Origin of the sequence: Pseudomonas sp. EA_65y_Pfl1_P113 (assembly GCF_963970525.1) — a bacterium.
Taxonomy (GTDB): Bacteria; Pseudomonadota; Gammaproteobacteria; order Pseudomonadales; family Pseudomonadaceae; genus Aquipseudomonas; species Aquipseudomonas tritici.
Genome location: NZ_CAXAQM010000005.1, coordinates 34,489 through 55,736 on the forward strand (window position 1 = coordinate 34,489; position 21,248 = coordinate 55,736).

Here is a 21,248-nt window from a genome sequence, read left to right on the forward strand (position 1 = left end):
TCTTCTAGCGCACCGCCGACTTGGCGGCACGCAGCACACGGTCAGACAATTCACCAGGACCAAGCGCGCGGGCCAAGGCCAGGCCACCGATCATCAGCGCCATGTCAGCCAGGGCTTTGTCGGTGTCTTCAGGGCTGGCGGCGAGCTGCGCAGCCATCAGCTCGCAGTGCTCATTGAGTGCCTGGCGGAACTCATCCGGCAGACGGCTCATTTCGCCCACAGTGGCCGGGATCGGGCATGCCTGGGCGGTTGAGTCACGGTGCTTGCGCGACAAGTAGAACGCCGCCACCAGGCTTCTGCGCTCTTCTCCGGTCAGCTGTGGATCGATGTCGTCAATCGAGGCGCGACGCTTGGACAGCAACTGAGTAAAGGCCTCCAGCATCAGCGCGTCCTTGCTTTCGAAGTGCGCGTAGAAACCACCGACGGTCAGCCCCGCGGCGCCCATGACCTCCCCCACACTTGGCTCTGCCGGGCCACGCTGGATCAACGCGGCGCTGGCTGCCTGCAGAATGCGTTCGCGGGTTTGCGCTTTTTTATCGCTCATCACTGCCTCCGATGTTAATGAGTTGAATATTATTACCATGATAATATTTGGCAAGCGACAGGCATGACCATTGGTCAGAAGAGAAAAAGCGAGTTGAGAGAGGGATCGGCCAAACGCCAGACAAACAAAAGGGCCATTCAATAATTGAATGACCCTTAAAAATCCCGCAGAGCGGGTAATCGTGGCGTCCCCTAGGGGACTCGAACCCCTGTTACCGCCGTGAAAGGGCGGTGTCCTAGGCCACTAGACGAAGGGGACACAAACCTTCTATACATTGATCAGCGCTGAGAACTGATCGATTCAAGGACCGAGTGACCGCAACCTTGAACCTGTAAAATTGGTGGAGCTAAACGGGATCGAACCGTTGACCTCTTGCATGCCATGCAAGCGCTCTCCCAGCTGAGCTATAGCCCCGGATTTTTCGTCTCGCGACGCAGCATACCTTTCGAAATGCTTGTTTAAACTGGCGTCCCCTAGGGGACTCGAACCCCTGTTACCGCCGTGAAAGGGCGGTGTCCTAGGCCACTAGACGAAGGGGACAAAACCTTCTGCACATCAATTCAAGGACGGTGTGGCCAGACCTTGAACCTGTAAATTGGTGGAGCTAAACGGGATCGAACCGTTGACCTCTTGCATGCCATGCAAGCGCTCTCCCAGCTGAGCTATAGCCCCTCATCGGTGAGGACGGGGCGAATCTTAATGGCGCTTTAGAAGTGTGTCAAATTTATTTTCAACAATTTCTAAAGTTTTTTGCCGGGATAACAATCACTTACCGGTGAAACCCCGGAAAACCGGGGTTTCACCGTTACAGCAGCCTGCTTAGGCGATAGCAGCCAGCAGTTTTTCCCACTCTTTGTTTTCTTTCTTCGACACACCACCAAGCAAATCAAGGGCTTGGCGCAGACGGAAACGCGTCAGGTCCGGGCCGAGAATTTCCATCGCATCCAGCACCGACACCGAACTGGCCTGCCCGGTGATCGCGGCAAACATCAAAGGCATGGCATCGCGCAGCTTCAATTCCAGGGACTCCACCACCGCCTGGATCGTCGCGGTGATCGCATCCTTCTCCCACTGACGCAGGCTTTCGAGCTTCCACAGGATCAACTGCATCAACTGGCGAACCTGATCACCGGAGAGCTTCTTGGACTCAAACAGCTTGGGGTCCGGGTTCACGCCACCGGCAAAGAAGAAGCTGGCCAACGGTGCGACCTGGCTGAATGTTTCCACCCTGCCCTGCACCAGCGGCGCGATCTTCATCATGTACTCAGGGTTCAACGCCCACTGCTGCACTCGGCTGGCGAACGCTTCCACCGGCAGGTCACGCAGCCATTGGCCATTGAGCCACGACAGTTTCTCGATATCGAAGATCGGCCCGCCCAGGGACACGCGGGACAGGTCGAAGTTGTCGACCATTTCCTGCAGCGAAAACTTCTCGCGCTCGTCCGGCATCGACCAGCCCATGCGGCCCAAATAGTTGAGCATCGCTTCCGGCATGAAGCCCATGCGCTCGTAGAAGGTCACCGAGGTCGGGTTCTTGCGCTTGGACAGCTTGCTCTTGTCCGGGTTACGCAACAGCGGCATGTAGCACAGCTGCGGCTGTTCCCAGCCGAAGTACTCGTAGAGCAGGATCAGTTTCGGTGCCGACGGCAGCCATTCTTCACCGCGCAGCACGTGAGTGATGCCCATCAGGTGGTCGTCGACTACGTTTGCGAGGAAGTACGTCGGCAGGCCGTCGGTCTTCATCAGCACTTGCATGTCCATGCGGTCCCACGGGATTTCGACGTCACCGCGCAGCATGTCCGGCACCACACACACGCCTTCACTCGGCACGTTCATGCGGATAACGTGCGGTTCGCCAGCGGCCAGGCGGCGGGCGACTTCTTCTTTCGACAGCAGCAGCGCACGGCCATCGTAGCGCGGGGTTTCGCCACGGGCCTGTTGCTCGGCGCGCATCTGGTCCAGCTCTTCTGCGGTGCAGAAGCACGGGAATGCATGACCCATGTCGACCAATTGCTGGGTGTACTGCTTGTAGATGTCGCTGCGCTCGCTTTGGCGATAAGGACCGTGCGGGCCGCCGACGTCCGGGCCTTCCGCCCAGGTAATGCCCAACCAGCGCAGGGCATCGAAAATCTGCTGTTCCGACTCACGGGTAGAGCGCAGTTGGTCGGTGTCTTCGATCCGCAGGATGAATTCACCGCCGTGCTGCTTGGCAAAGCAGTAGTTGAACAAGGCGATGTAAGCAGTGCCGACGTGGGGATCCCCAGTAGGCGATGGCGCAATGCGCGTGCGGACGGTGGTCATGGCAGGTCTCGAATGGGCGATAAAGCTGAAAATTGAAACAAGGGAGGAATGGTAACAGCCTGGGGTGGTTGGGCTCCAGCCTGGGTGATTCTGATGGACCGCGTCGCCCCCATCGCAGCATGGGTATCTACACAACTTTCGGTGTTGTGTCCGACCAGTGGCGAGGGAGCTTGCTCCCGTGGCGGCTTGATAGTCGCTCGAGCCCTATTGGGTGTAAACCGATCAAAATGTGGGAGCTGGCTTGCCTGCGATGGCGGCCTCTGGGCTGACCATGCGGTGTGGTTGGAATGAGTACATATCCATTTCTGCGGTAACGGCTACTTAGGGTTTCGCCCTTACGGCGAGTCACTTTTGGAAGAGCGCCAAAAGTAACCCAAAACGCTTCGCCCCACCACTCGGCACCTCGCTTAAGCTCGGTGTGCCAGAACGAAGGCTTGAATCCGTGGGCCGCCGCAATGGGCCATCCTTGGCCCAGTGCGGCTAACCCGGCGTCCTGCCGGGTTACCCACGGACTCAAGCCTGCGTTCGGCCAGCGTGGTTGATGGGGCGCCTGAGATCAAAATCAAAAACAGATCAAAAGCCAGAGCAACCGCTGCTCAGCCGAGCTCGGGCATCGGGCGGAAAGTTGTGTAGATACCTATGCCCATCGCAGGCAAGCCAGCTCCCACCTTGAACGGTTAACGCGGTCAAAATGTGAGAGCTGGCTTGCCTGCGATGGGGCCAGGTCAGTCAACGCAAATCAAACAGCCAGCAACCGCTCACGCAACTTGCCAATCTCATCGCGCATCTGCGCCGCCGCTTCAAACTCCAAGTCCCGCGCCAACTGGTACATCTTCTCTTCCAATTGCCGAATGCGCTTGGTGATTTCACTCGGCGAGCGCAGTTCGTTCTCGTACTTGGCGCTTTCCTCGGCAGCCTTGGCCATGCCCTTGCGCTTCTTGCTGCGCGAGCCCGGTACCACGGCGCCTTCCATGATGTCGGCAACGTCCTTGAACACACCCTTGGGCGTGATGCCATGTTCCAGGTTAAAGGCAATCTGTTTGTCGCGGCGGCGCTCGGTCTCGCCAATCGCCCGCTCCATGGAGCCGGTAATGCGGTCCGCGTAGAGAATCGCCCGCCCATTGAGGTTACGTGCCGCGCGGCCGATGGTCTGGATCAGCGAGCGTTCGGAACGCAGGAAACCCTCCTTGTCCGCATCGAGGATCGCCACCAGCGACACTTCCGGCATGTCCAGACCTTCACGCAGCAGGTTGATCCCCACCAGCACATCAAAGGTGCCCAGGCGAAGGTCGCGGATGATCTCCACGCGCTCTACCGTATCGATGTCCGAGTGCAGGTAGCGCACGCGCACGCCGTGGTCGGCGAGATAGTCAGTCAGGTCTTCAGACATGCGCTTGGTCAGCGTGGTGACCAGCACCCGCTCTTCCAGGGCCACGCGTTTGCCGATCTCCGAGAGCAAGTCATCGACCTGGGTCAACGCGGGCCGGATTTCGATTTGCGGGTCGACGAGACCCGTCGGGCGCACCAACTGCTCAACCACACGGCCCGCATGCTCGGCTTCGTAATTACCCGGCGTGGCCGAGACAAAAATCGTCTGCGGGCTGATGCTTTCAAACTCGTCAAAACGCATTGGCCGGTTGTCCAGCGCCGACGGCAGACGGAAACCGTATTCCACCAACGTCTCTTTACGCGAGCGGTCACCTTTGTACATCGCGCCGACCTGCGGCACGCTGACGTGGGACTCGTCGATCACCAACAGCGCGTCGTCCGGCAAGTAATCAAATAGTGTAGGCGGCGCCTGCCCGGAATCACGACCCGAGAGATAGCGCGAGTAGTTTTCGATACCGTTGCAGTAGCCCAGCTCCAGGATCATCTCCAGGTCGAAGCGGGTGCGCTGCTCAAGGCGCTGGGCTTCCACCAGTTTGTTGTTGGACCGCAGGTACTCCAGGCGCTCGGCCAACTCGGTCTTGATGCCCTCGATGGCGCCCATGAGGGTTTCGCGCGGGGTCACGTAGTGGCTTTTCGGATAGAACGTGAAGCGCGGCAGCTTGCGGATTACCTCGCCGGTCAACGGGTCGAAGGCCGACAGGCTCTCGACTTCATCGTCAAACAGTTCGATGCGGATCGCTTCCAGATCGGATTCTGCCGGGTAAATATCGATGACATCGCCGCGCACGCGGAAGGTCGCGCGGGCAAAGTCCATGTCGTTGCGGGTGTATTGCAGGCTCGTCAGGCGACGCAGCAACTCGCGCTGGTCGAGTTTGTCGCCGCGATCAACGTGCAGCACCATTTTCAAATAGGTTTCCGGGCTGCCCAGGCCGTAGATGCACGACACCGTGGTGACGATGATCGCGTCCTTGCGCTCGAGCAGCGCCTTGGTCGCCGACAGCCGCATCTGCTCGATGTGGTCGTTGATCGACGCGTCCTTCTCGATAAAGGTATCGGAGGACGGCACATAGGCTTCGGGCTGGTAGTAGTCGTAGTAGGAAACGAAGTATTCCACCGCGTTATTCGGGAAGAACGCCTTGAACTCGCCATACAACTGCGCGGCCAGGGTCTTGTTGGGCGCCAGCACCAGCGTGGGCCGGTTGATCTGCGCGATCACGTTGGCGATGCTGAAGGTCTTGCCCGAACCGGTCACCCCGAGCAGCGTCTGATGGGCCAGGCCGGCTTCGATGCCCTCGACCATCTGGCGAATGGCTTCTGGCTGATCGCCAGCGGGTTCAAAGCGGGTGACGAGTTGGAAATCCGACATAAGTACCTCGTGTAGTCACCCCAGACTGTAAACCCGTCGAGGACGAAATAGACCACAACCCGCGAAGATTCAGAGCGGACAGTAGGAAAAAACCATGATAGCTATAGAAGTGGTGGCGAATGTGTCGGGTTTCAAGGCAATCCTCCTACGCGACCTTTCCGATCACGGTTGCAATAAGACTAACGGCCAGCAAATAAACCTAAAAACTTGGCCGAAAAGCCGTTTCGGCTGTCGCCCTCAGCCGTGATGGCCTCTATACTAGCTCCCCGTTTGTGCACCGCTCTAGTGCATTCGGCTGGAGCGCGACACGTCCCTCCCTTCCCCCATAGAGCTGCCGCAAAATGAGCCTGTTCTCCGCTGTCGAAATGGCACCACGCGATCCTATCCTGGGCCTCAACGAAGCATTCAACGCCGATACACGAACCACCAAGGTCAACCTTGGCGTGGGCGTTTACTGCAACGAAGAGGGGAAGATTCCACTCTTGCGTGCCGTTGCCGAAGCGGAAGCCATTCGCGTGGCGCAACACGCAGCCCGAGGCTACTTGCCGATCGACGGCATCGCGGCGTATGACAAGGCCGTGCAAACGCTGCTGTTCGGTGCTGAGTCGCCACTGCTGGCCGCGAGTCGCGTCGTGACCGTCCAGGCCGTTGGCGGAACCGGCGCCCTGAAAATCGGTGCCGACTTCCTCAAGCAACTGCTGCCAGACGCCGTTGTCGCCATCAGCGACCCAAGCTGGGAAAACCACCGCGCCCTGTTCGAAACTGCGGGTTTCCCGGTGCAGAACTACCGCTACTACGACGCCGCCACCCACGACGTAAACCGTGCAGGCCTGCTCGAAGACCTCAACGCCCTGCCGCCACAGTCCATCGTGGTGCTGCACGCCTGCTGCCACAACCCGACCGGCGTCGACCTGAGCCCGGCCGACTGGCAGAATGTGCTGGATGTGGTCAAGGCCAAGAACCTGGTGCCGTTCCTCGACATGGCCTACCAGGGCTTTGGCGACGGCATCCACGAAGACGCCGCTGCCGTACGTCTTTTCGCTGAGTCGGGCCTGACCTTCTTTGTGTCCAGTTCGTTCTCCAAGTCGTTCTCGCTGTACGGCGAACGTGTGGGCGCGCTGTCCATCGTTAGCGACTCCAAGGAAGAAAGCGCGCGCATCCTGTCCCAGGTCAAGCGTGTGATCCGCACCAACTACTCCAACCCGCCGACCCACGGCGCGGCAATTGTTGCAGCGGTGTTGAACAACCCTGAGCTGCGCGCCCAATGGGAAGCCGAACTGGCTGAAATGCGCCTGCGCATCCGTGGCATGCGCGAGCAGATGGTCGCCGAACTGGCCAAGGCTGCTCCGGGCAAGGACTTCAGCTTTGTCGGCCGCCAGCGCGGGATGTTCTCCTACTCAGGCCTGACCGTTGAGCAAGTCACCCGCTTGCGCACCGAGTTTGGGATCTATGCACTGGATACCGGGCGTATCTGTGTGGCGGCGCTGAACCAGTCGAACATTGATGCGGTCACAAAGGCGATTGTTCAGGTTCTCTAACTTGGCGGCGCCGCCAGAAGGGAAGCCACGGCTTCCCTTTTTAATGCCTGTCAGAAAATGCCCTGCTCCCCTAGACTGAACCCTGATTGCCCCTTCGCTGTGAGAGCCTTATGAGAAACGATGACCTGGACCTGCGTGCCGACCGCGACGAGCTGGACCACTTCACCCCACGCGCGCCGCAAGCCAAGCGCCAGAAGAGCTTGGTGTTGCAGGTAGCGCTCGGCGTGTTCCTCGGAGGCTTGGCACTGTGGCTGGTGCAATTGGGTGCCACCGCGTTAATGGCAAAGCTGGCGATGGGCACCCTGCAATTCGGCGGCTGATAGAGATCAAAATGTGGCTGGCTTGCCTGCGATGCCAGCACCTCGGCGTATCAGGCAAAACGGGTTGATGCTATCGCAGGCAAGCCATATACAACATTCGATCTACTGGGTTACCAGAGCGCGTTCCTCCAGCAACTTCACAAAACTGTTCAAACTCTGCGAGACAGTGCCCCGCCGCCAGATCAGCCAAGTGTGCAATATCCGGAAATTTTCCGTCAGCGGCCACACACTCACCGCCGCAAACCCCGGCATGCTTTCCAGCATGCTGCGCGGCATCAGTGCCACCCCGGCCCCGGCGCTGACGCAGGCAAGCATGCCGTGATAGGACTCGATCTCGAAGATCTTGCCCGGTACCGCGCCGTCCTGTGAGAACCAGCGCTCAAAGTGATGCCGGTACGAGCAGTTCGAGCGAAAGGTGTAGATGTTCTCGCCGTTCACCTCTTGCCCTCGTGTGATCGGCGCGTGATGCAGCGGCGCAATCACCACCATCTCTTCTTCAAATACCGCTACGCCCTCAAGGGTGCTGTGCAGCACCGGGCCATCAACAAACGCCGCCGTCAGTCGACCCGACAGCACGCCTTCAATCATCGTGCCCGATGGCCCGGTGCTCAAGTCCAACTCGACCTTGGTGTGTTTCTGGTTGTAGGCCGCCAGCAATGCGGGTATGCGCACCGCCGCGGTGCTTTCCAGCGAGCCCAGGGCAAACGCGCCCTGGGGCTCCTCCCCCGCCACCGTCGCGCGGGCTTCCTGCACCAGGTCGAGGATGCGCCGCGCATAGCCGAGGAAATTCCACCCGGCCGGCGACAGGCGCAGGCGGCTTTTCTCTCGGATAAACAGTTCCACGCCCAGATCCTGCTCCAGTTGCTTGATGCGCGTGGTCAGGTTCGACGGCACCCGATGAATCAACTGCGCGGCGGCGCTGATGCTGCCCTGCTCGGCAACGGCCTTGAAGATTTCCAGCTGCACCAAATCCACGTCATTCTCCAATCGTGAACGTATTGCTTAATATTATTCAGTTTCCAGGAAAGAGATAGCCCCTTAGGCTGAACTCAACGTATTCATTCAGCAGGACGGCGCCATGAACGCAACCACCCATGCCCTCTCGATTAACCCGGTCAACGGCGAAACCGTCGCCAGCTATCCCTACGAAACCCATCAGCAACTGGACGCCGCCCTCGATCGCGCCACCCGCGCGTTCCGCACCTGGCGCCGCCAGCCAGTGAGCCAGCGCGCCGAGTTGCTGCTGAACCTGGCCAGCGCCCTGCGTGACCAAGCCGAAGAAATGGCCCAGACCATCATCCTGGAAATGGGCAAACCCATCGCCCAAGCCCGTGCCGAAATCGAAAAATGCGCGCAACTCAGCGAATGGTACGCCGCCCACGGTCCGGCCATGCTCGCCCCGGAACCGACCCTGGTGGACAACGGCAGCGCCCAGATCGAATACCGCCCGCTCGGCCCTATCCTGGCGGTAATGCCGTGGAACTTCCCAGTATGGCAAGTGCTGCGCGGCGCCGTGCCGACCATGCTTGCCGGCAACACCTACGTGCTCAAACACGCACCGAACGTGATGGGCAGTGCCTATCTGATCCAACAAACGTTTAAAAAGGCTGGCTTCGCCGAAGGGCTGTTCGAAGTGATCAACGTGGCCAACGAAGGCGTGACCAAAGCCATCGCCGACCCACGCATCGCCGCCGTTACCCTGACCGGCAGCGTGCGTGCCGGCATCGCCATTGGCTCCCAGGCCGGCGCTGCACTGAAAAAATGCGTGCTGGAACTCGGCGGCTCCGACCCGTTCATCGTACTCAACGACGCCGACCTCGACGCCGCCGTGCAAGCCGCCCTGATCGGCCGCTTCCAGAACAGCGGCCAAGTCTGCGCCGCCGCCAAGCGCCTGATCATCGAGGCCGGTGTGGTGGACGCCTTCACCGCCAAATTCCTCGAAGCCAGCCGCGCCCTGATAATGGGCGACCCGACTTGCGCCGCCACCTACATCGGCCCGATGGCGCGCTTCGACCTGCGCGACGAACTGCACGACCAGATCCAGGCCACCCTGGAAGAAGGCGCAACCCTATTGCTGGGCGGCAACAAAGTACCCGGCGCCGGCAACTTCTACGCACCGACCGTACTGGCAAACGTCACCGACCAGATGACCTCATTCAAGCAGGAACTGTTCGGCCCCGTGGCCTCGATCATCACCGCCCGCGACGCCGACCACGCCGTGGCCCTGGCGAATGATAGCGAGTTCGGCCTCACCGCCAGCATCTTCACCACCGACCCGGCGAAGGCACGCGATATCGCCAACCAGTTGGAAACCGGCGGGATCTTCGTCAACGCCTTCAGCGTTTCCGACCCTCGGGTGGCGTTTGGCGGCGTGAAAAAAAGTGGGTTCGGCCGCGAGTTGTCGCACTTCGGCGTACGCGAATTCTGCAACGCGCAAACGGTGTGGCTGGATCGCAAATAAGTCGAGCATTACCTGTGGTGCGGGCGCTTGCTCCCGTGGGGCTGCGCAGTAGAGCTGTAGAGCTAAAGCGGCCTCAACACCGAATATGCCTGCGTACGCACTGCACCAGCCCGTCCAGTGCCTGGGACTTCACCGGCGCCAGCACGCACACCGTGTGCTCGCGCTGGCCCTCTGTCACGGTCAGGGTGTAATGCACCTGGCCTGGCTTGCCGGGCTCCGGGACGGTGCTCTGCGGCAACTGAAAAAAGTCTGAAGCCGCGATCAGTTGCCGCAACTCCTGCTGATCCTGCTCAGGCAGCGCGTCCAGCTTCACCGTACGGGGCTGGGCCAAACCGGGGAAAAATGCCGATCCGCCGTTTTCCTTGATCGAAATCTGCATGGTTGCTCCTCACGTCAAACCGAAATGCCGACCGCTTTCCAACCTTCCTTGACCGCCTTCTGCTCATCCTTGTTCGCGCCGTAGAGTCGACCGGCAATATCGTAGGTGATGCGCGCAAAGCGCAGAAACCCCGAGTTGGGCCGCAGCCGCGCATCGCGCAACGCGTCATACCAGATACGCCCGGCGTGCTCCCAGGCGAACCCGCCCAACTTCGTCGCCACTTGGTAGAACGCATGGTTGGGGATGCCGGAATTGATATGCACCCCTCCATTGTCCTCGTAGGTCTGGACAAAATCATCCATGTGCCCAGGCTGAGGGTCCTTGCCCAGCAGTTCGTCGTCAAACGCGGTGCCGGGGGCTTTCATCGAACGCAGGGCGGTGCCTTTGATCTTTGGCGTAAACAGCCCCTTGCCGATCAGCCAGTCGGCGTCTTGCGCCGATTGCTGCAGTGCATATTGCTTGATCAGTGAGCCGAACACGTCCGACAGCGACTCGTTCAACGCGCCGGACTGGTTGAAGTACATCAGCTTGGCCTCATCCTCGGTGACGCCATGGGCCAGCTCATGGCCAATCACGTCGAGCGCCACTGTGAAGCGATTGAACAACTGCTCATCGCCATCGCCAAACACCATCTGGGAAGAGTTCCAGAACGCATTGTTGTAGTTCTGGCCAAAATGAACGGTCGCATCCAATGCCATGCCGGCATCATCGATGGAGTTGCGGTCGAAGACCTGCTCGAAAAAATCAAAGGTGGCGCCCAAGCCGTCATAGGCCTCGTCCACCGCCGCATCACCGCTGGCGGGCTGCCCTTCGCCACGGACCAGCGTTCCCGGCAGGCTGTCGGTGCCCTCGGCGCTGTAGATCGAGCGCCGCTTGCCTGCGGCCATGGCCAGTGCCATGTGAGCGGGCCCTTTGGCGGGCACCGCGACCATGCGCAGCGAACGGAACGTGCTGTCTTTAGCGCGGGTGCGCAACGCGATTTCCCGCTGCGCTTTATCACCGTTGCGGGCGATCTGGTCGAGCATGTAGGGCGGGATCAGGCAGAAAATCGGATTGCGATGCTGCTGGCGAACACACATTGGCTGGCTCCATTTGGCATGTGACAACGTCCGGGTATCGATTCAGGATAGCTCCATGGGGTTAACGCGTGTCATCAATTGTCATTAACCTATGTTGCAGTCGTGCTTATCCAAGGAGGACTGACCGATGCCCGCACGCAAAACCAAAATCGACCTTTCGTACCGCCCACGGCTCGCCGACCTGCGCCCGCTGCTCGCGCCCAGCCCCACTCTGCTTGAGGCCAAGGCGGCGACGCCACGCGTCACTGCGGCCAAGGACTTCAAGGACCGGAGCGGCTACGCCGAGGATTTTCTCGGCAGCTTCGTGGTGCCCTGGCCCACCGTTGAGGGCGCGATTGCGGATGATGTACAGACGCTGAAAGAGGGCGGCGACCGCCTGGACTACACGCACTTCTCGGTGACGATGTCACGCTCAAGGCGCCTCGCGCTGTACGTGGGCGCCAATATCGACGGGGGGCTGCATGTGGACGTTGCCCGCAGAAACGACATTTGGGCCTACGATGGCCGCCTGCCCATCGACGCGCAGGTGGGCGAAGACCTCTACGCCAGCAATGGCCTTGATCGCGGCCACCTGGTACGCCGACAGGACCCCAATTGGGGCGACGAGGCGAAAATCGCCAACGTCGACACATTCCACTTCACCAACTGCTCGCCGCAGATGAGTGGGTTCAACCAGAAGACCTGGCTGGAACTCGAAGACTATATTCTCGATAACACACAACGTTGGAAAGCCCGCGCCACCGTGTTTACCGGGCCGGTGTTTGCCGACGACGACCGTGTGTACCGGGGCGTTAAAATCCCCAAGGCCTTCTGGAAAGTCGTCGCCTACCTCGGCGACGACGGCAAGCCTTGCGCGAGCGCCTACATGATTGACCAGAGCCGCGAGTTGGGCCGGCTCGAGCTGGTGTTCGGCCAGCTCAGGACCTACCAACGCAGTGTGATCCAGATAGAACGGCTGACCGGCATCCGTTTTGCCAACCTTGCCGACTACGACGGCTTCAGCAACGAAGAACGCGCCACCGGCACGCGGATTGAAGCGTTGATACAAGGTCCGGAAGACATTCGTCTCTGACCGACGCTTCAAATGCACCACGTGTGGGAGCACAGGTATCTACACATTTTTGATGTGATAACGCGTAGCAGAGTGCTCGCTCAAGATGTGGAGATACTTATGGCTATCGCAGCAGCTCGACAAGCCAGCTCCCACATTTTGATCTGTGGTGATTGGCCGAATCAGTCGAGCTTCGGCCTTCACGCTGAACAACCGCGCCAGTCCACCCAGACGGCTCAAGGTGCGAGCGATCATTGCGCATTGATGTAATGAAAATGCGCCCGGGTCTTCTCAACGGCCGCACGCACTTTGTCGGCCCCCGCCAGAGCTACCACCATCTTCATGCCCCGCGTCTTTGGAGCTCCCGCTGACGCGCCTGATCGACTACCATACCGCGCCGGTTCCCAAACGGGACTAATAGGGAATCCGAAGCGCGCTACACCCGCGCCAATCGGAACTGCCCCCGCAACTGTAGGTGCTGAGCCTGCTCCTTAATGCCACTGGATCACGTCCGGGAAGGCTGGAGCGTGGCGACGACGCATCAGTCAGGAGACCTGCCGGCTTAAGCTCAATCACTAACCGGCGGGGTGTCCGGGAGGACACGCTTGCCTGTCTCCACCACAGTGCTCAAGGGTGTGTTTCCGAACCGTACCTCCCCAGTTCGACGTACGGTTCACTCGGAGATTGCCCCATGCTGCCACGCGTTACCGCCCTGCTCGCCGGCGTCAGCTTCTGTGCCCTGGCCCAAGCCGCACCCACCCACTACCCACTGACCGTGGAAAACTGCGGCAGCCGCCTGACCTTCCAACAGGCTCCCGCGCGCAGCGTGACGATTGGCCAGGCGGCTACCGAGATGCTTTACGCGCTGGGCGTGGGCGATAAAGTGGTTGGCACTTCGTTGTGGTTCAACAGCGTATTGCCGCAGTTCAAGGCGCAAAACGACAGCATCGAGCGCCTGGCCAACAACGAGCCGAGCTTCGAAGCGGTGATCGCCAAGCGCCCGCAACTGGTGGCCGCCGAGCTGGAATGGGTGGTCGGGCCACAAGGCGTGGTCGGCACCCGCGAGCAATTCCATGAGCTGAAGATCCCCACCTACCTGCTGCCCTCCGACTGCGAAGGCAAAGACAACCTGGTGGGCGCCGATGGCACGCGGCTGGAGCCTTTCCGCATCGCGACGATCTACAAAAGCATCAGCCAGTTGGCGCAAATTTTCGACGTACAGGATCGCGGCGAACAATTGAACGACGAACTCAAGGCGCGCCTGGCCAAGTCGGTCGCCACCGTGCAAAGCAAAGGCCTCAAGCACGCCAGCGCGTTGGTGTGGTTCTCCAGTTCCGAGATGGCCAGCGAGCCGTACGTGGCCGGCCACAAAGGCATTCCCGAATTCATGTTACAAACCCTCGGCCTTTCCAACGTGGTGCAGTCCGATGAAGAATGGCCCGCCGTCGGCTGGGAAACCATCGCCAAGGCCAACCCGACCTTTTTGATCATCGCACGCATGGACCGGCGCCGTTACCCGGCTGACGACCATGAAAAGAAACTGGCCTTTTTGCGCAGCGACCCGGTCACGCGCAACATGGACGCGGTGAAAAACAACCGCATCATCATCATCGATGCCATGGCGCTGCAGGCCAGCATTCGTACGTTCGACGGCCTTGAACAACTGGCGGCCGCCATCGACGGCTACGACCTGCACAAATGACTGCCAGCCTGATCCGGACCCTACTGGCCCTGGCCTTGCTACTGATCGCCGTGCTCGCCGGCGTGGCCATCGGTGAAACCGCCATCTCGCCGCACGTCGTGCTCCAGGTACTCGCCAATAAACTGTGGGCGGCCGGCTATGCGCTGGACCCGATCGATGAGGGCGTGGTGTGGAACTACCGCCTCACACGTGCCCTGGTAGCCGCCGCGTGCGGTGCGGGACTGGCGACGTGCGGGGTGATTCTGCAGTCGTTATTGCGTAACCCGTTGGCCGATCCGTACCTGCTGGGCATCAGCGCCGGCGCCTCGACTGGCGCGGTGCTGGTGGCGCTGATGGGCGTGGGTGGCGGGCTGATCTCGTTGTCGGCCGGTGCGTTTGTCGGCGCGGTGGCGGCGTTTGCCTTGGTGATTCTGCTGGCGCGCGCCAGCGGTTCGTCGAGCGGCACCGGCCAGATCATCCTCGCCGGCATTGCCGGATCGCAGCTGTTCAATGCGCTTACCGCGTTCCTGATCACCAAGTCGGCCAGCTCCGAACAGGCGCGCGGCATCATGTTCTGGCTGTTGGGCAACCTCAGCGGCGTGCGCTGGCCGTCGGTGTGGCTGGCGGTGCCGGTGGCGGTTGTGGGCTTGGCCGTGTGCCTGTGGCATCGTCGGGCGCTGGATGCGTTCACCTTTGGCAGTGACTCGGCGGCGTCCCTTGGTATCCCCGTGCGCCGCGTGCAATTTGTGTTGGTGGGCTGCGCGGCACTGGTGACGGCCGTGATGGTGTCGATTGTCGGCGCCATCGGCTTTGTCGGGCTGGTGATCCCCCACGCCGTGCGTCTGTTGCTCGGCACCGGGCACTCACGCTTGCTGCCGGCCAGCGCACTCGGCGGCGCGCTGTTTTTGATTGCAGCGGATGTGCTGTCGCGCACGCTGATCAAGGGCCAGGTGATTCCGGTCGGCGTGGTCACGGCGCTGGTCGGTGCGCCGGTGTTCGCGCTGATCCTCATTGGCCGGAGGAACGCGCGATGACGGTTTTAAGCTGCACGGGGTTGGGCTTCAAGGTGCGTGAGGCTGAGTTATTACGCGATATTCACCTGGACGTGCAGTTGGGTGAAACCTTGGGAATTGTCGGGCCAAACGGTTCCGGTAAATCCACCTTGCTCAAACTGCTGGCAGGCTTGCGCGCGCCGGCATCTGGCGCAGTGTTGTTGGGCGGCCAGCCTTTGGGTGACCTGTCTCGCCGCGCCATCGCGCAGCAACTGGCCGTGGTGGAGCAACAGGCTGACACGGACGATGCCATCCGCGTGTTCGACGCCGTGGCGCTGGGCCGTACGCCGTGGTTGTCGGCGCTGAGCCCGTGGTCCAGCGAAGACGATGCCATCGTGAACCAGGCCTTGCATGACGTCGACGCCACTCACCTGAGCAAACGCGCCTGGCGCAGCCTCTCGGGCGGTGAACGCCAACGCGTGCACATCGCCCGCGCATTGGCGCAACGGCCACAGATACTGCTACTGGATGAGCCGACCAATCATTTGGATATCCAGCATCAGCTGGCGATCTTGAAGGGTGTGCAAGGGCTGCCGGTGACCACATTGATTGCGCTGCATGACCTGAATCAAGCGCTGACCTGTGATCGGCTGGCGGTACTGGATCGTGGACGGCTGGTGGCGCAGGGCAGGCCGATGGAAGTGCTGACGCCGCAGCGCTTGCAGGAGACGTTTGGGGTGCAGGCGCACTACCTGACAGACCCGTTTGATGGCGCGCAGATACTGCGGTTGCGCCCGAACTGAGTAACGCCGGTTACGACAACACCAGAAATCCAATGCTGGCTTCGGCTCTACAGCACAGGAATACAGCCGTGACCGCCTGAATCCGTCGGTTTTCGCTCATACAACCTCAATCTGCGTAATGCCCACCACCTGCGCCTGCTCCAGAATTTCCTCCGGCGTCGCATCCGCAGGGGGCAGGATCAAGCCATTCTCGGCATCGCCAAAATGCAATTGCAGCAAGTGCAACGCCGCCTCATGCACCGGCAATTCGGGCTGCTTGAATTCGAACACATGGGTGCGCAATTCTTCGTTGAAGCGGTAGTTGAGCGTGTATTGGCGCATCGTGGAGTCCTCATGATGAGAGAAGAGCAGCTGATTAACCTGACTCTTTGATCAAGTTTTTAGTTCAATGGATCAGCCTTTCAACGGCCTCAAATCACAGGTACCACTCACTGGCGCAACTCACAGACTGCACTGCCCTTCATCCCCGACGCATGCACGCTCACGTGGCGTACGGTAAACCCTGGTTTCTCGACAAGCTTCTTCTCTTCCCAGACGCCGCCGTTTTCGACTTGATAACCGACAGTGCCATCTGCTTGCCAGGTCAGCCGTAGGGTGTACACGCCGTTATGGTCGGGAGCTCGATGGAAGAAGGTATCGATGATTGGCTTTGCCTTGTTGAAAGTGCGCAGCTGGAATAGCCGCACGTCGCTGTCGGCGGGCGTATAGCTGGACAGGAACAGCGTATCGTCTTGCGCAGCATCCTCGGCGGCCGCAAGAATGACCGAAGGCACCCACTTTGCGCCACGGTCCTGGGTGTCGGTGGCGACCTTGCAGGTCAACTGGCCTTTGCCCGTGACGTCTTGGCGCAAGGCAGTCTCGTAATAGCCGTAGGGCACGTCGAAGCGCAGTGTCTTCTCGGTGACTTGCTCACAGCCGGCCAGCAAATAAAGCGCCGATAACCCGATGAGTCCTTGAAGAACCTTCACGTGCTTTCCTTGGCTTGAATGGGGGAGCGAAAGGTTATCCGGACGAAGGAAGATTGAGTACTCCCCCGCCCATTCTTTGACTGATCCACTGGCGGCTATAGGCAAGTACACCCTGCGCCATCACCAACGGAAAATGGATAAAACCATGGGCCGACTCCGGTAACAGATGCGCCTCAGCCCCGGGCCACTGCTCAGCAATCAACAAGGTGTCATCTTTCAACGGGTCTAACTCCCCGACAAACATCAACGCTGGCGGCAACCCGCCGAAGTCGCCATACAGCGGTGACAACGGCGCCTGCCGACGCTCGCCCTCACTCAACTCTGGCGTCAACATGCGCAGCGCTTCGACCATGCCAGGCCCGTCCAGCAACAAGGTTTCGGGCCCCGCCGCGCGCACGCTGGGGGTGCCGGTCAAATCGTAAACGCCGTAGTACAAAACCGCCCCGCTTACCCGTTTGAGCAAATCGGGCCACTGTTTCAACGCTAGCAGTGTCGCCGCCGCCAGATGCCCGCCCGCCGATTCGCCGACGACGAACACCGGCAACTCGGCAAACTCATCCGTGGTCAGCAACCAACGCGCGGCCGCGAGGCAGTCGTCCATCAGCCCTTCGACCGGCGTGTCGACCGCCAGCCGATAATCCACCGACACCACCGCCACGTCGCACGCGTTGACCATGCCCAGATTGAGGTCGTCGTCCATCTGCGCATTGCCAATCACCCAGCCACCACCGTGGATATCCAGTACCACGCCTTTGGGTTTGCCGCTCGGCCGCAGGATGCGCACAGGCACTGAGTCGACCACCTTGCACTCCGCATCCGGCCCTTTCCTGACCTTTTGGCTGACGCGCAACAGCGCCTGAATCAGACGCGGTGTAACCCGATTGCGGATTTTAAAGCGCGGCATCCACGCGAGCTTTTGATTGAAGCGGCGCATCTCGGCCAGTTCAGGTTCACTGGCGGGCCAGAGCTTGTGGGTCATCAGCGGTTATTCCGCAGGATCGAGAAATTCAACGCCGCCGCGACACACAGCCACGCCAGGTAGGGGAACAGGATCAAGCCGGTGATCAGGTCCAGGCGCACGGCGAGCACTACCATCGTGGCCACGGTGACCCACAGCAACGCGATAATCACCATGCTGGCGAAAATCCGATGCGCGCCGAAGAATACCGGGGTCCACAGCGTGTTAAGCGCAATCTGCGCCGCCCACAACGCCAGCACGATTTCGCTGCCCGGGATCAGGCTCAAGCGGTAGCCGGCCCAGGCCAGCAGCAGATAGATAATCGTCCAGGCCACGGGGAACAGCCAGTTTGGCGGGGTGAAGCTGGGCTTTACGAGGGATTCGTACCAGGCGCCTGGTTTGAAAATGATGCCGGTGCTGGCAGCCGCCGCGCAGGCCAGCAGGAAAATAAAAAAGGTCATCGTCTGTCCTTGCTGTCGTCAGTGTTAGTGATGGGAAGGCTTTCTGCGTGCATCCTTCAATGACTCAAATGCCCGCGCAAAAATTCCATCACGCGTTGCAATTGGCGTAAACAGAGGCCTCTTCTTCACGTCATCAAAATTCGCTAAGGTGGCACAACACCTCATGAGACCTCGCCCCTTGGCCCACTCCTGTGCTGATCATCCCGGCAGCCCCTGGTCGGTATTCCTGATCTTCCTGCGCCTGGGCCTCACCTCGTTCGGCGGCCCGATTGCGCACCTGGGTTATTTTCGCGAGGAGTTCGTCACACGGCGACGCTGGCTGAGCGAGCGCAGTTACGCGGAATTGGTTGCGTTGTGCCAATTCCTTCCTGGCCCGGCCAGCAGCCAGGTCGGCATCGCGCTGGGCCTGTCCCGCGCCGGTTACGCTGGCGCCGCTGCTGCCTGGGCCGGGTTTACACTGCCGTCAGCCATCGCGCTGATTCTGTTCGCCCTGGGCCTTTCCCACTATGGCAGCGCCCTCCCCGACGGCGCGCTGCATGGCCTCAAAGTCGTCGCCGTGGCCGTGGTCGCCCAAGCCGTCTGGGGCATGGCGCGCGCCCTGTGCCAAGGCCTGGCGCGTGTGATGCTGATGCTGATTGCGGCGTGTATGGTGCTGCTGGAACCGTCCGCCTGGGCCCAGGTCGGGGTGATTTGCGCCGCAGGCGTGGCCGGTCTGCTGCTGTTCAAACATGAGCCGAGCGCCGAGCCTGACACGCTGCCGGTCGCCATCAGCCGCCGCTCGGGCGCCCTGTGGCTGGGGCTGTTCCTCGTGTTGCTGGCGGGCCTGCCGATGCTGGCCGGCTGGCTGCCCAATCCCACGCTGGCCTTGGTAGATGCCTTTTACCGCACCGGCTCGCTGGTGTTCGGCGGCGGCCATGTGGTGCTGCCGTTGCTGCAAGCCGAAGTGGTGCCACCGCACTGGGTGAACAATGACGTATTCCTCGCGGGCTACGGCGCCACGCAAGCCGTGCCCGGCCCGCTGTTCACCTTTGCCGCGTTCCTTGGCGCCTCGATGAACCATGCCCCGAACGGCTGGATGGGAGGTGTGATCGCCCTGCTGGCGATCTTTGCCCCGTCATTTTTGCTGGTGATGGGTGCACTGCCGTTCTGGGCAACCCTGCGCCGCAGCCCACGCACCCAGGCTGCGCTGGCCGGCGTGAACGCGGCAGTGGTGGGGTTATTGCTGGCGGCGCTGTATCAGCCGGTGTGGACCAGTGCGATCTTCACTGCGCTGGACTTCAGCTTGGCACTGGTCGCGTTGGTGGCGCTGATGTTCTGGAAGCTGCCGCCCTGGTTGGTGGTGGCCGCCAGCGCCGTGCTGGGAGGGTTACTGGGCTGAACCCGGCGCCACAATCTTCAGCCACGGCCAACGCGCTTGATAACGCTTGGCCTTGTGCATGAACAACGCCGGCTCCGCATGCAGCGGGTTGATGCGCAGCACGCCGTGTTCCACGTCATCCAACCCATAGGGCGCGTACACCTCACCCGTCGCGACATCCAAGCCGATGCACGTACCTGCCACCAGGTAACGATCCACGCCCTGCTTGGCCGAGTGCAACTGCGGATAGGGCCGACCAAACCGCTCGCCGTACCAAAGGTGCACCCGCGCCTGGTTCTTCACCTCCACATTCACGCCCAGGTCCTGGAACAGCGCCTCGGCAGAACGAATCACCGCATCTTCCGCCTCGTAGGACACGTCTGTGTCGAAGTAAAAAACGTCGTAGTCTTTCACGCCCTGAGCGGCGGGAAGATTCACTTGATGGTTCCACACTGCCTGGAACAGACAGCCGGCGGTGAGCATGCATTGGTCCACGCCGAGGTCGGGCAGGCGTGCGGTGATTTCGGCGTTGATGGGGTTGGCCATGGCCAGTTGGAGTAGGGTCTCGACCGTCAATGTCATGCTCAATCCTTCGTTGTGAGGCCAGTTCCAGGAGGCAATTCTATAGCGTATTGGATGGCGGTCTGCTCGCCAAAAGCGATAAGACTTACAGCCTCACCGACCCTGGCCGCGCTGCTTACGTGGAACAAGCACCTGGCTTTTGTTACTCACAAGGCTATGAAACCGCCAAAATCGAGGCCATCTCCCCCAACACCGGCGCAATGGGCGCCGCCGTGGATAAATCCTGGATCGTGACGGTGGACATCCGCCAGAAACCCATCGCCGCCAGGGCCAAACCCCAGCGATAGAAAAGCTGGCGCGCAACCCGGAAAACCTCTCCGACGTGCCGAAGACCTGCCACGTGACCGTGGGCCGGGGTGGCCGTCTCTAAGGTTGCCTGGTCGCCGACTTCTCGGGGATCGGGTTTAGTAGCCTGAGTTGGGTATTGAAAGTGCATGAGCTTCATCAGTCAGACATTGCGTCTGAGCTTGATGGTGGCTGTGCGTAGGGCGCCTTCGGGCGCGCCGGCTTTGATATCCACCGGTCTACTAACCTGCGTACAGCTGCCACCTTTTTGTTTAGTCGCGACGAGGTGACGGCCCTAATCTGGATATCGTCATGTCTCAGGCAAAACCTGATCCATCCGCCCTATTCAGCGTCGCCCTGGCTATCCACCAACTGAGCGAACTGGGCGTGTTGCTCACGACCAAACTCCTTGACCGCGAAGCACCCTACCCCGGCTGATTGTTAGCCCTTCAACTCACCCGCCCGATTACTCGCCGCGTCGTCGTAGGCCACATACAACGACTCGGCGATTTGGCTCTTGATGGTTTTGGTGGACTCAAGCCCCAACACAAACCCCTCAGCCTTACCGCCGGCGCGGTTGAGTTCTTCATGGGTTGAAGCGCCGGTGATGGCTTCGAGGAGCTTGATGGCGTGAGGGCCTAAGCCTTTGGGAAGGGAGATTTGGTCGATGGACATTGCGGTACCTTTTAAGAATGGGGTCGGTAGCGCGTTAACCACTGCCGGGGGTTGGCAT

The 21,248-nt window shown here is 60.6% G+C and carries 21 protein-coding genes, 4 tRNA genes, 1 pseudogene and 1 riboswitch; of the genes and pseudogenes, 10 read left to right on the forward strand and 16 right to left on the reverse strand.

The features are described from left to right. Nucleotides 1-4 precede the first annotated feature (4 nt). The 7 genes from AACY52_RS06720 to uvrB form a co-directional block, all read right to left on the reverse strand. Nucleotides 5-544 carry a TetR/AcrR family transcriptional regulator gene (locus AACY52_RS06720; RefSeq protein WP_339416351.1) on the reverse strand — a complete coding sequence of 180 codons (540 nt, stop codon included), beginning with the start codon at nucleotides 542-544 and terminating at the stop codon, nucleotides 5-7. Nucleotides 545-726: 182 nt separating this feature from the next. Next, nucleotides 727-802, reverse strand: a tRNA-Glu gene (locus AACY52_RS06725). Nucleotides 803-882: 80 nt separating this feature from the next. Then, a tRNA-Ala gene (locus AACY52_RS06730) sits at nucleotides 883-958 on the reverse strand. A 50-nt stretch (nucleotides 959-1,008) separates the two neighbouring features. Then, nucleotides 1,009-1,084 (reverse strand) — tRNA-Glu (locus AACY52_RS06735). A gap of 56 nt (nucleotides 1,085-1,140) precedes the next feature. Continuing rightward, a tRNA-Ala gene (locus AACY52_RS06740) sits at nucleotides 1,141-1,216 on the reverse strand. Nucleotides 1,217-1,363: 147 nt separating this feature from the next. Further along, the gene (gene gltX, locus AACY52_RS06745) at nucleotides 1,364-2,845 is read right to left on the reverse strand and encodes a glutamate--tRNA ligase (protein ID WP_339560366.1); all 1,482 of its coding nucleotides are present in this window, start codon (nucleotides 2,843-2,845) and stop codon (nucleotides 1,364-1,366) included. Between the two features lie 739 nt (nucleotides 2,846-3,584). Then, nucleotides 3,585-5,600, reverse strand: coding sequence for an excinuclease ABC subunit UvrB (gene uvrB, locus AACY52_RS06750; RefSeq protein ID WP_065880879.1), 2,016 nt, complete (start codon nucleotides 5,598-5,600; stop codon nucleotides 3,585-3,587). Between the two features lie 341 nt (nucleotides 5,601-5,941). Between uvrB and AACY52_RS06755 the strand changes: the two genes are divergently transcribed. Together AACY52_RS06755 and AACY52_RS06760 are read left to right on the forward strand one after the other, a co-directional pair. Continuing rightward, the gene (locus AACY52_RS06755; RefSeq protein ID WP_339416357.1) at nucleotides 5,942-7,138 is read left to right on the forward strand and encodes an amino acid aminotransferase; all 1,197 of its coding nucleotides are present in this window, start codon (nucleotides 5,942-5,944) and stop codon (nucleotides 7,136-7,138) included. Nucleotides 7,139-7,248: 110 nt separating this feature from the next. Beyond that, nucleotides 7,249-7,458, forward strand: coding sequence for a hypothetical protein (locus AACY52_RS06760; RefSeq protein WP_038442076.1), 210 nt, complete (start codon nucleotides 7,249-7,251; stop codon nucleotides 7,456-7,458). Between the two features lie 102 nt (nucleotides 7,459-7,560). On the opposite strand, the gene AACY52_RS06765 is transcribed toward AACY52_RS06760, so the two are convergent. Next, nucleotides 7,561-8,433: a LysR family transcriptional regulator gene (locus tag AACY52_RS06765; RefSeq protein WP_339416359.1), complete on the reverse strand. Its 873-nt coding sequence runs from the start codon at nucleotides 8,431-8,433 to the stop codon at nucleotides 7,561-7,563. Nucleotides 8,434-8,536: 103 nt separating this feature from the next. Between AACY52_RS06765 and AACY52_RS06770 the strand changes: the two genes are divergently transcribed. Then, the gene (locus tag AACY52_RS06770) at nucleotides 8,537-9,919 is read left to right on the forward strand and encodes an aldehyde dehydrogenase family protein (protein WP_339560367.1); all 1,383 of its coding nucleotides are present in this window, start codon (nucleotides 8,537-8,539) and stop codon (nucleotides 9,917-9,919) included. A gap of 73 nt (nucleotides 9,920-9,992) precedes the next feature. Here AACY52_RS06770 and AACY52_RS06775 read toward each other — a convergent pair whose 3' ends face one another. Next, complete coding sequence (locus AACY52_RS06775; protein WP_339560368.1) at nucleotides 9,993-10,298, reverse strand: protealysin inhibitor emfourin; 306 nt, start codon at nucleotides 10,296-10,298, stop codon at nucleotides 9,993-9,995. A gap of 14 nt (nucleotides 10,299-10,312) precedes the next feature. Then, on the reverse strand, nucleotides 10,313-11,377 hold the full coding sequence (locus AACY52_RS06780) for a M4 family metallopeptidase (protein WP_339427453.1): 1,065 nt from the start codon (nucleotides 11,375-11,377) through the stop codon (nucleotides 10,313-10,315). 127 nt (nucleotides 11,378-11,504) lie between these two features. On the opposite strand from AACY52_RS06780, the gene AACY52_RS06785 reads away from it, so the two are divergent. The 4 genes from AACY52_RS06785 (at nucleotide 11,505) to AACY52_RS06800 (ending at nucleotide 15,904) form a co-directional block, all read left to right on the forward strand. After that, nucleotides 11,505-12,449, forward strand: a complete 945-nt coding sequence (locus AACY52_RS06785; protein ID WP_339416364.1) for a DNA/RNA non-specific endonuclease — start codon at nucleotides 11,505-11,507, stop codon at nucleotides 12,447-12,449. A 360-nt stretch (nucleotides 12,450-12,809) separates the two neighbouring features. Beyond that, nucleotides 12,810-13,005, forward strand: a riboswitch (cobalamin riboswitch). Between the two features lie 114 nt (nucleotides 13,006-13,119). After that, a complete protein-coding gene (locus AACY52_RS06790; RefSeq protein WP_339416365.1) occupies nucleotides 13,120-14,130 on the forward strand; it encodes an ABC transporter substrate-binding protein in 1,011 nt (336 codons plus the stop codon). 8 nt (nucleotides 14,131-14,138) lie between these two features. Then, complete coding sequence (locus AACY52_RS06795; RefSeq protein WP_339416751.1) at nucleotides 14,139-15,143, forward strand: iron ABC transporter permease; 1,005 nt, start codon at nucleotides 14,139-14,141, stop codon at nucleotides 15,141-15,143. After that, entirely contained in the window at nucleotides 15,140-15,904 is a 765-nt protein-coding gene (locus tag AACY52_RS06800; protein WP_339560369.1) for an ABC transporter ATP-binding protein, read from the forward strand. The genes AACY52_RS06795 and AACY52_RS06800 overlap by 4 nt, the downstream gene beginning before the upstream one ends. Nucleotides 15,905-16,000: 96 nt before the next feature. Here AACY52_RS06800 and AACY52_RS06805 read toward each other — a convergent pair whose 3' ends face one another. The 4 genes from AACY52_RS06805 to AACY52_RS06820 all read right to left on the reverse strand — a co-directional run bounded on the left by AACY52_RS06805 (nucleotide 16,001) and on the right by AACY52_RS06820 (nucleotide 18,291). After that, complete coding sequence (locus tag AACY52_RS06805; RefSeq protein ID WP_065874145.1) at nucleotides 16,001-16,225, reverse strand: hypothetical protein; 225 nt, start codon at nucleotides 16,223-16,225, stop codon at nucleotides 16,001-16,003. A gap of 107 nt (nucleotides 16,226-16,332) precedes the next feature. Beyond that, nucleotides 16,333-16,872, reverse strand: coding sequence for a hypothetical protein (locus AACY52_RS06810; protein ID WP_339416368.1), 540 nt, complete (start codon nucleotides 16,870-16,872; stop codon nucleotides 16,333-16,335). Between the two features lie 34 nt (nucleotides 16,873-16,906). Then, nucleotides 16,907-17,851, reverse strand: a complete 945-nt coding sequence (locus tag AACY52_RS06815) for an alpha/beta hydrolase fold domain-containing protein (protein WP_339560370.1) — start codon at nucleotides 17,849-17,851, stop codon at nucleotides 16,907-16,909. After that, nucleotides 17,851-18,291 carry a TspO/MBR family protein gene (locus AACY52_RS06820; RefSeq protein WP_339495120.1) on the reverse strand — a complete coding sequence of 147 codons (441 nt, stop codon included), beginning with the start codon at nucleotides 18,289-18,291 and terminating at the stop codon, nucleotides 17,851-17,853. The genes AACY52_RS06815 and AACY52_RS06820 overlap by 1 nt, the downstream gene beginning before the upstream one ends. Before the next feature lie 163 nt (nucleotides 18,292-18,454). Here AACY52_RS06820 and chrA point away from each other — a divergent pair, with 163 nt between their 5' ends. Next, a complete protein-coding gene (gene chrA, locus AACY52_RS06825) occupies nucleotides 18,455-19,669 on the forward strand; it encodes a chromate efflux transporter (protein WP_339427450.1) in 1,215 nt (404 codons plus the stop codon). Here the strand turns inward: chrA and AACY52_RS06830 are convergent. Further along, entirely contained in the window at nucleotides 19,658-20,230 is a 573-nt protein-coding gene (locus AACY52_RS06830) for a nucleotidyltransferase family protein (protein WP_339560371.1), read from the reverse strand. The two genes, chrA and AACY52_RS06830, sit on opposite strands and share 12 nt — an antisense overlap. A 50-nt stretch (nucleotides 20,231-20,280) precedes the next feature. Between AACY52_RS06830 and AACY52_RS06835 the strand changes: the two genes are divergently transcribed. After that, a complete protein-coding gene (locus tag AACY52_RS06835) occupies nucleotides 20,281-20,517 on the forward strand; it encodes a hypothetical protein (protein ID WP_339560372.1) in 237 nt (78 codons plus the stop codon). Nucleotides 20,518-20,866: 349 nt separating this feature from the next. Then, nucleotides 20,867-20,953: pseudogene (locus tag AACY52_RS06840) on the forward strand (DUF6124 family protein); the annotation flags it as partial. A 3-nt stretch (nucleotides 20,954-20,956) separates the two neighbouring features. On the opposite strand, the gene AACY52_RS06845 reads toward AACY52_RS06840, so the two are convergent. Next, nucleotides 20,957-21,190 (reverse strand): hypothetical protein, encoded by a 234-nt coding sequence (locus AACY52_RS06845; RefSeq protein ID WP_339416375.1) that lies wholly within the window; start codon nucleotides 21,188-21,190, stop codon nucleotides 20,957-20,959. Nucleotides 21,191-21,248 lie beyond the last annotated feature (58 nt).

What these genes read in the sequence shown, in the direction of transcription:
- AACY52_RS06815 (WP_339560370.1), bottom strand. Translation starts at nt 17,851, where the DNA reads ATGACCCACAAGCTCTGGCCCGCCAGTGAACCTGAACTGGCCGAGATG.
- uvrB (WP_065880879.1), bottom strand. Translation starts at nt 5,600, where the DNA reads ATGTCGGATTTCCAACTCGTCACCCGCTTTGAACCCGCTGGCGATCAG.
- AACY52_RS06760 (WP_038442076.1), top strand. Translation starts at nt 7,249, where the DNA reads ATGAGAAACGATGACCTGGACCTGCGTGCCGACCGCGACGAGCTGGAC.
- AACY52_RS06805 (WP_065874145.1), bottom strand. Translation starts at nt 16,225, where the DNA reads ATGCGCCAATACACGCTCAACTACCGCTTCAACGAAGAATTGCGCACC.
- chrA (WP_339427450.1), top strand. Translation starts at nt 18,455, where the DNA reads ATGAGACCTCGCCCCTTGGCCCACTCCTGTGCTGATCATCCCGGCAGC.
- AACY52_RS06845 (WP_339416375.1), bottom strand. Translation starts at nt 21,190, where the DNA reads ATGTCCATCGACCAAATCTCCCTTCCCAAAGGCTTAGGCCCTCACGCC.
- AACY52_RS06785 (WP_339416364.1), top strand. Translation starts at nt 11,505, where the DNA reads ATGCCCGCACGCAAAACCAAAATCGACCTTTCGTACCGCCCACGGCTC.
- AACY52_RS06790 (WP_339416365.1), top strand. Translation starts at nt 13,120, where the DNA reads ATGCTGCCACGCGTTACCGCCCTGCTCGCCGGCGTCAGCTTCTGTGCC.
- AACY52_RS06830 (WP_339560371.1), bottom strand. Translation starts at nt 20,230, where the DNA reads ATGACATTGACGGTCGAGACCCTACTCCAACTGGCCATGGCCAACCCC.
- AACY52_RS06780 (WP_339427453.1), bottom strand. Translation starts at nt 11,377, where the DNA reads ATGTGTGTTCGCCAGCAGCATCGCAATCCGATTTTCTGCCTGATCCCG.
- AACY52_RS06770 (WP_339560367.1), top strand. Translation starts at nt 8,537, where the DNA reads ATGAACGCAACCACCCATGCCCTCTCGATTAACCCGGTCAACGGCGAA.
- AACY52_RS06820 (WP_339495120.1), bottom strand. Translation starts at nt 18,291, where the DNA reads ATGACCTTTTTTATTTTCCTGCTGGCCTGCGCGGCGGCTGCCAGCACC.
- gltX (WP_339560366.1), bottom strand. Translation starts at nt 2,845, where the DNA reads ATGACCACCGTCCGCACGCGCATTGCGCCATCGCCTACTGGGGATCCC.
- AACY52_RS06720 (WP_339416351.1), bottom strand. Translation starts at nt 544, where the DNA reads ATGAGCGATAAAAAAGCGCAAACCCGCGAACGCATTCTGCAGGCAGCC.
- AACY52_RS06775 (WP_339560368.1), bottom strand. Translation starts at nt 10,298, where the DNA reads ATGCAGATTTCGATCAAGGAAAACGGCGGATCGGCATTTTTCCCCGGT.
- AACY52_RS06800 (WP_339560369.1), top strand. Translation starts at nt 15,140, where the DNA reads ATGACGGTTTTAAGCTGCACGGGGTTGGGCTTCAAGGTGCGTGAGGCT.
- AACY52_RS06755 (WP_339416357.1), top strand. Translation starts at nt 5,942, where the DNA reads ATGAGCCTGTTCTCCGCTGTCGAAATGGCACCACGCGATCCTATCCTG.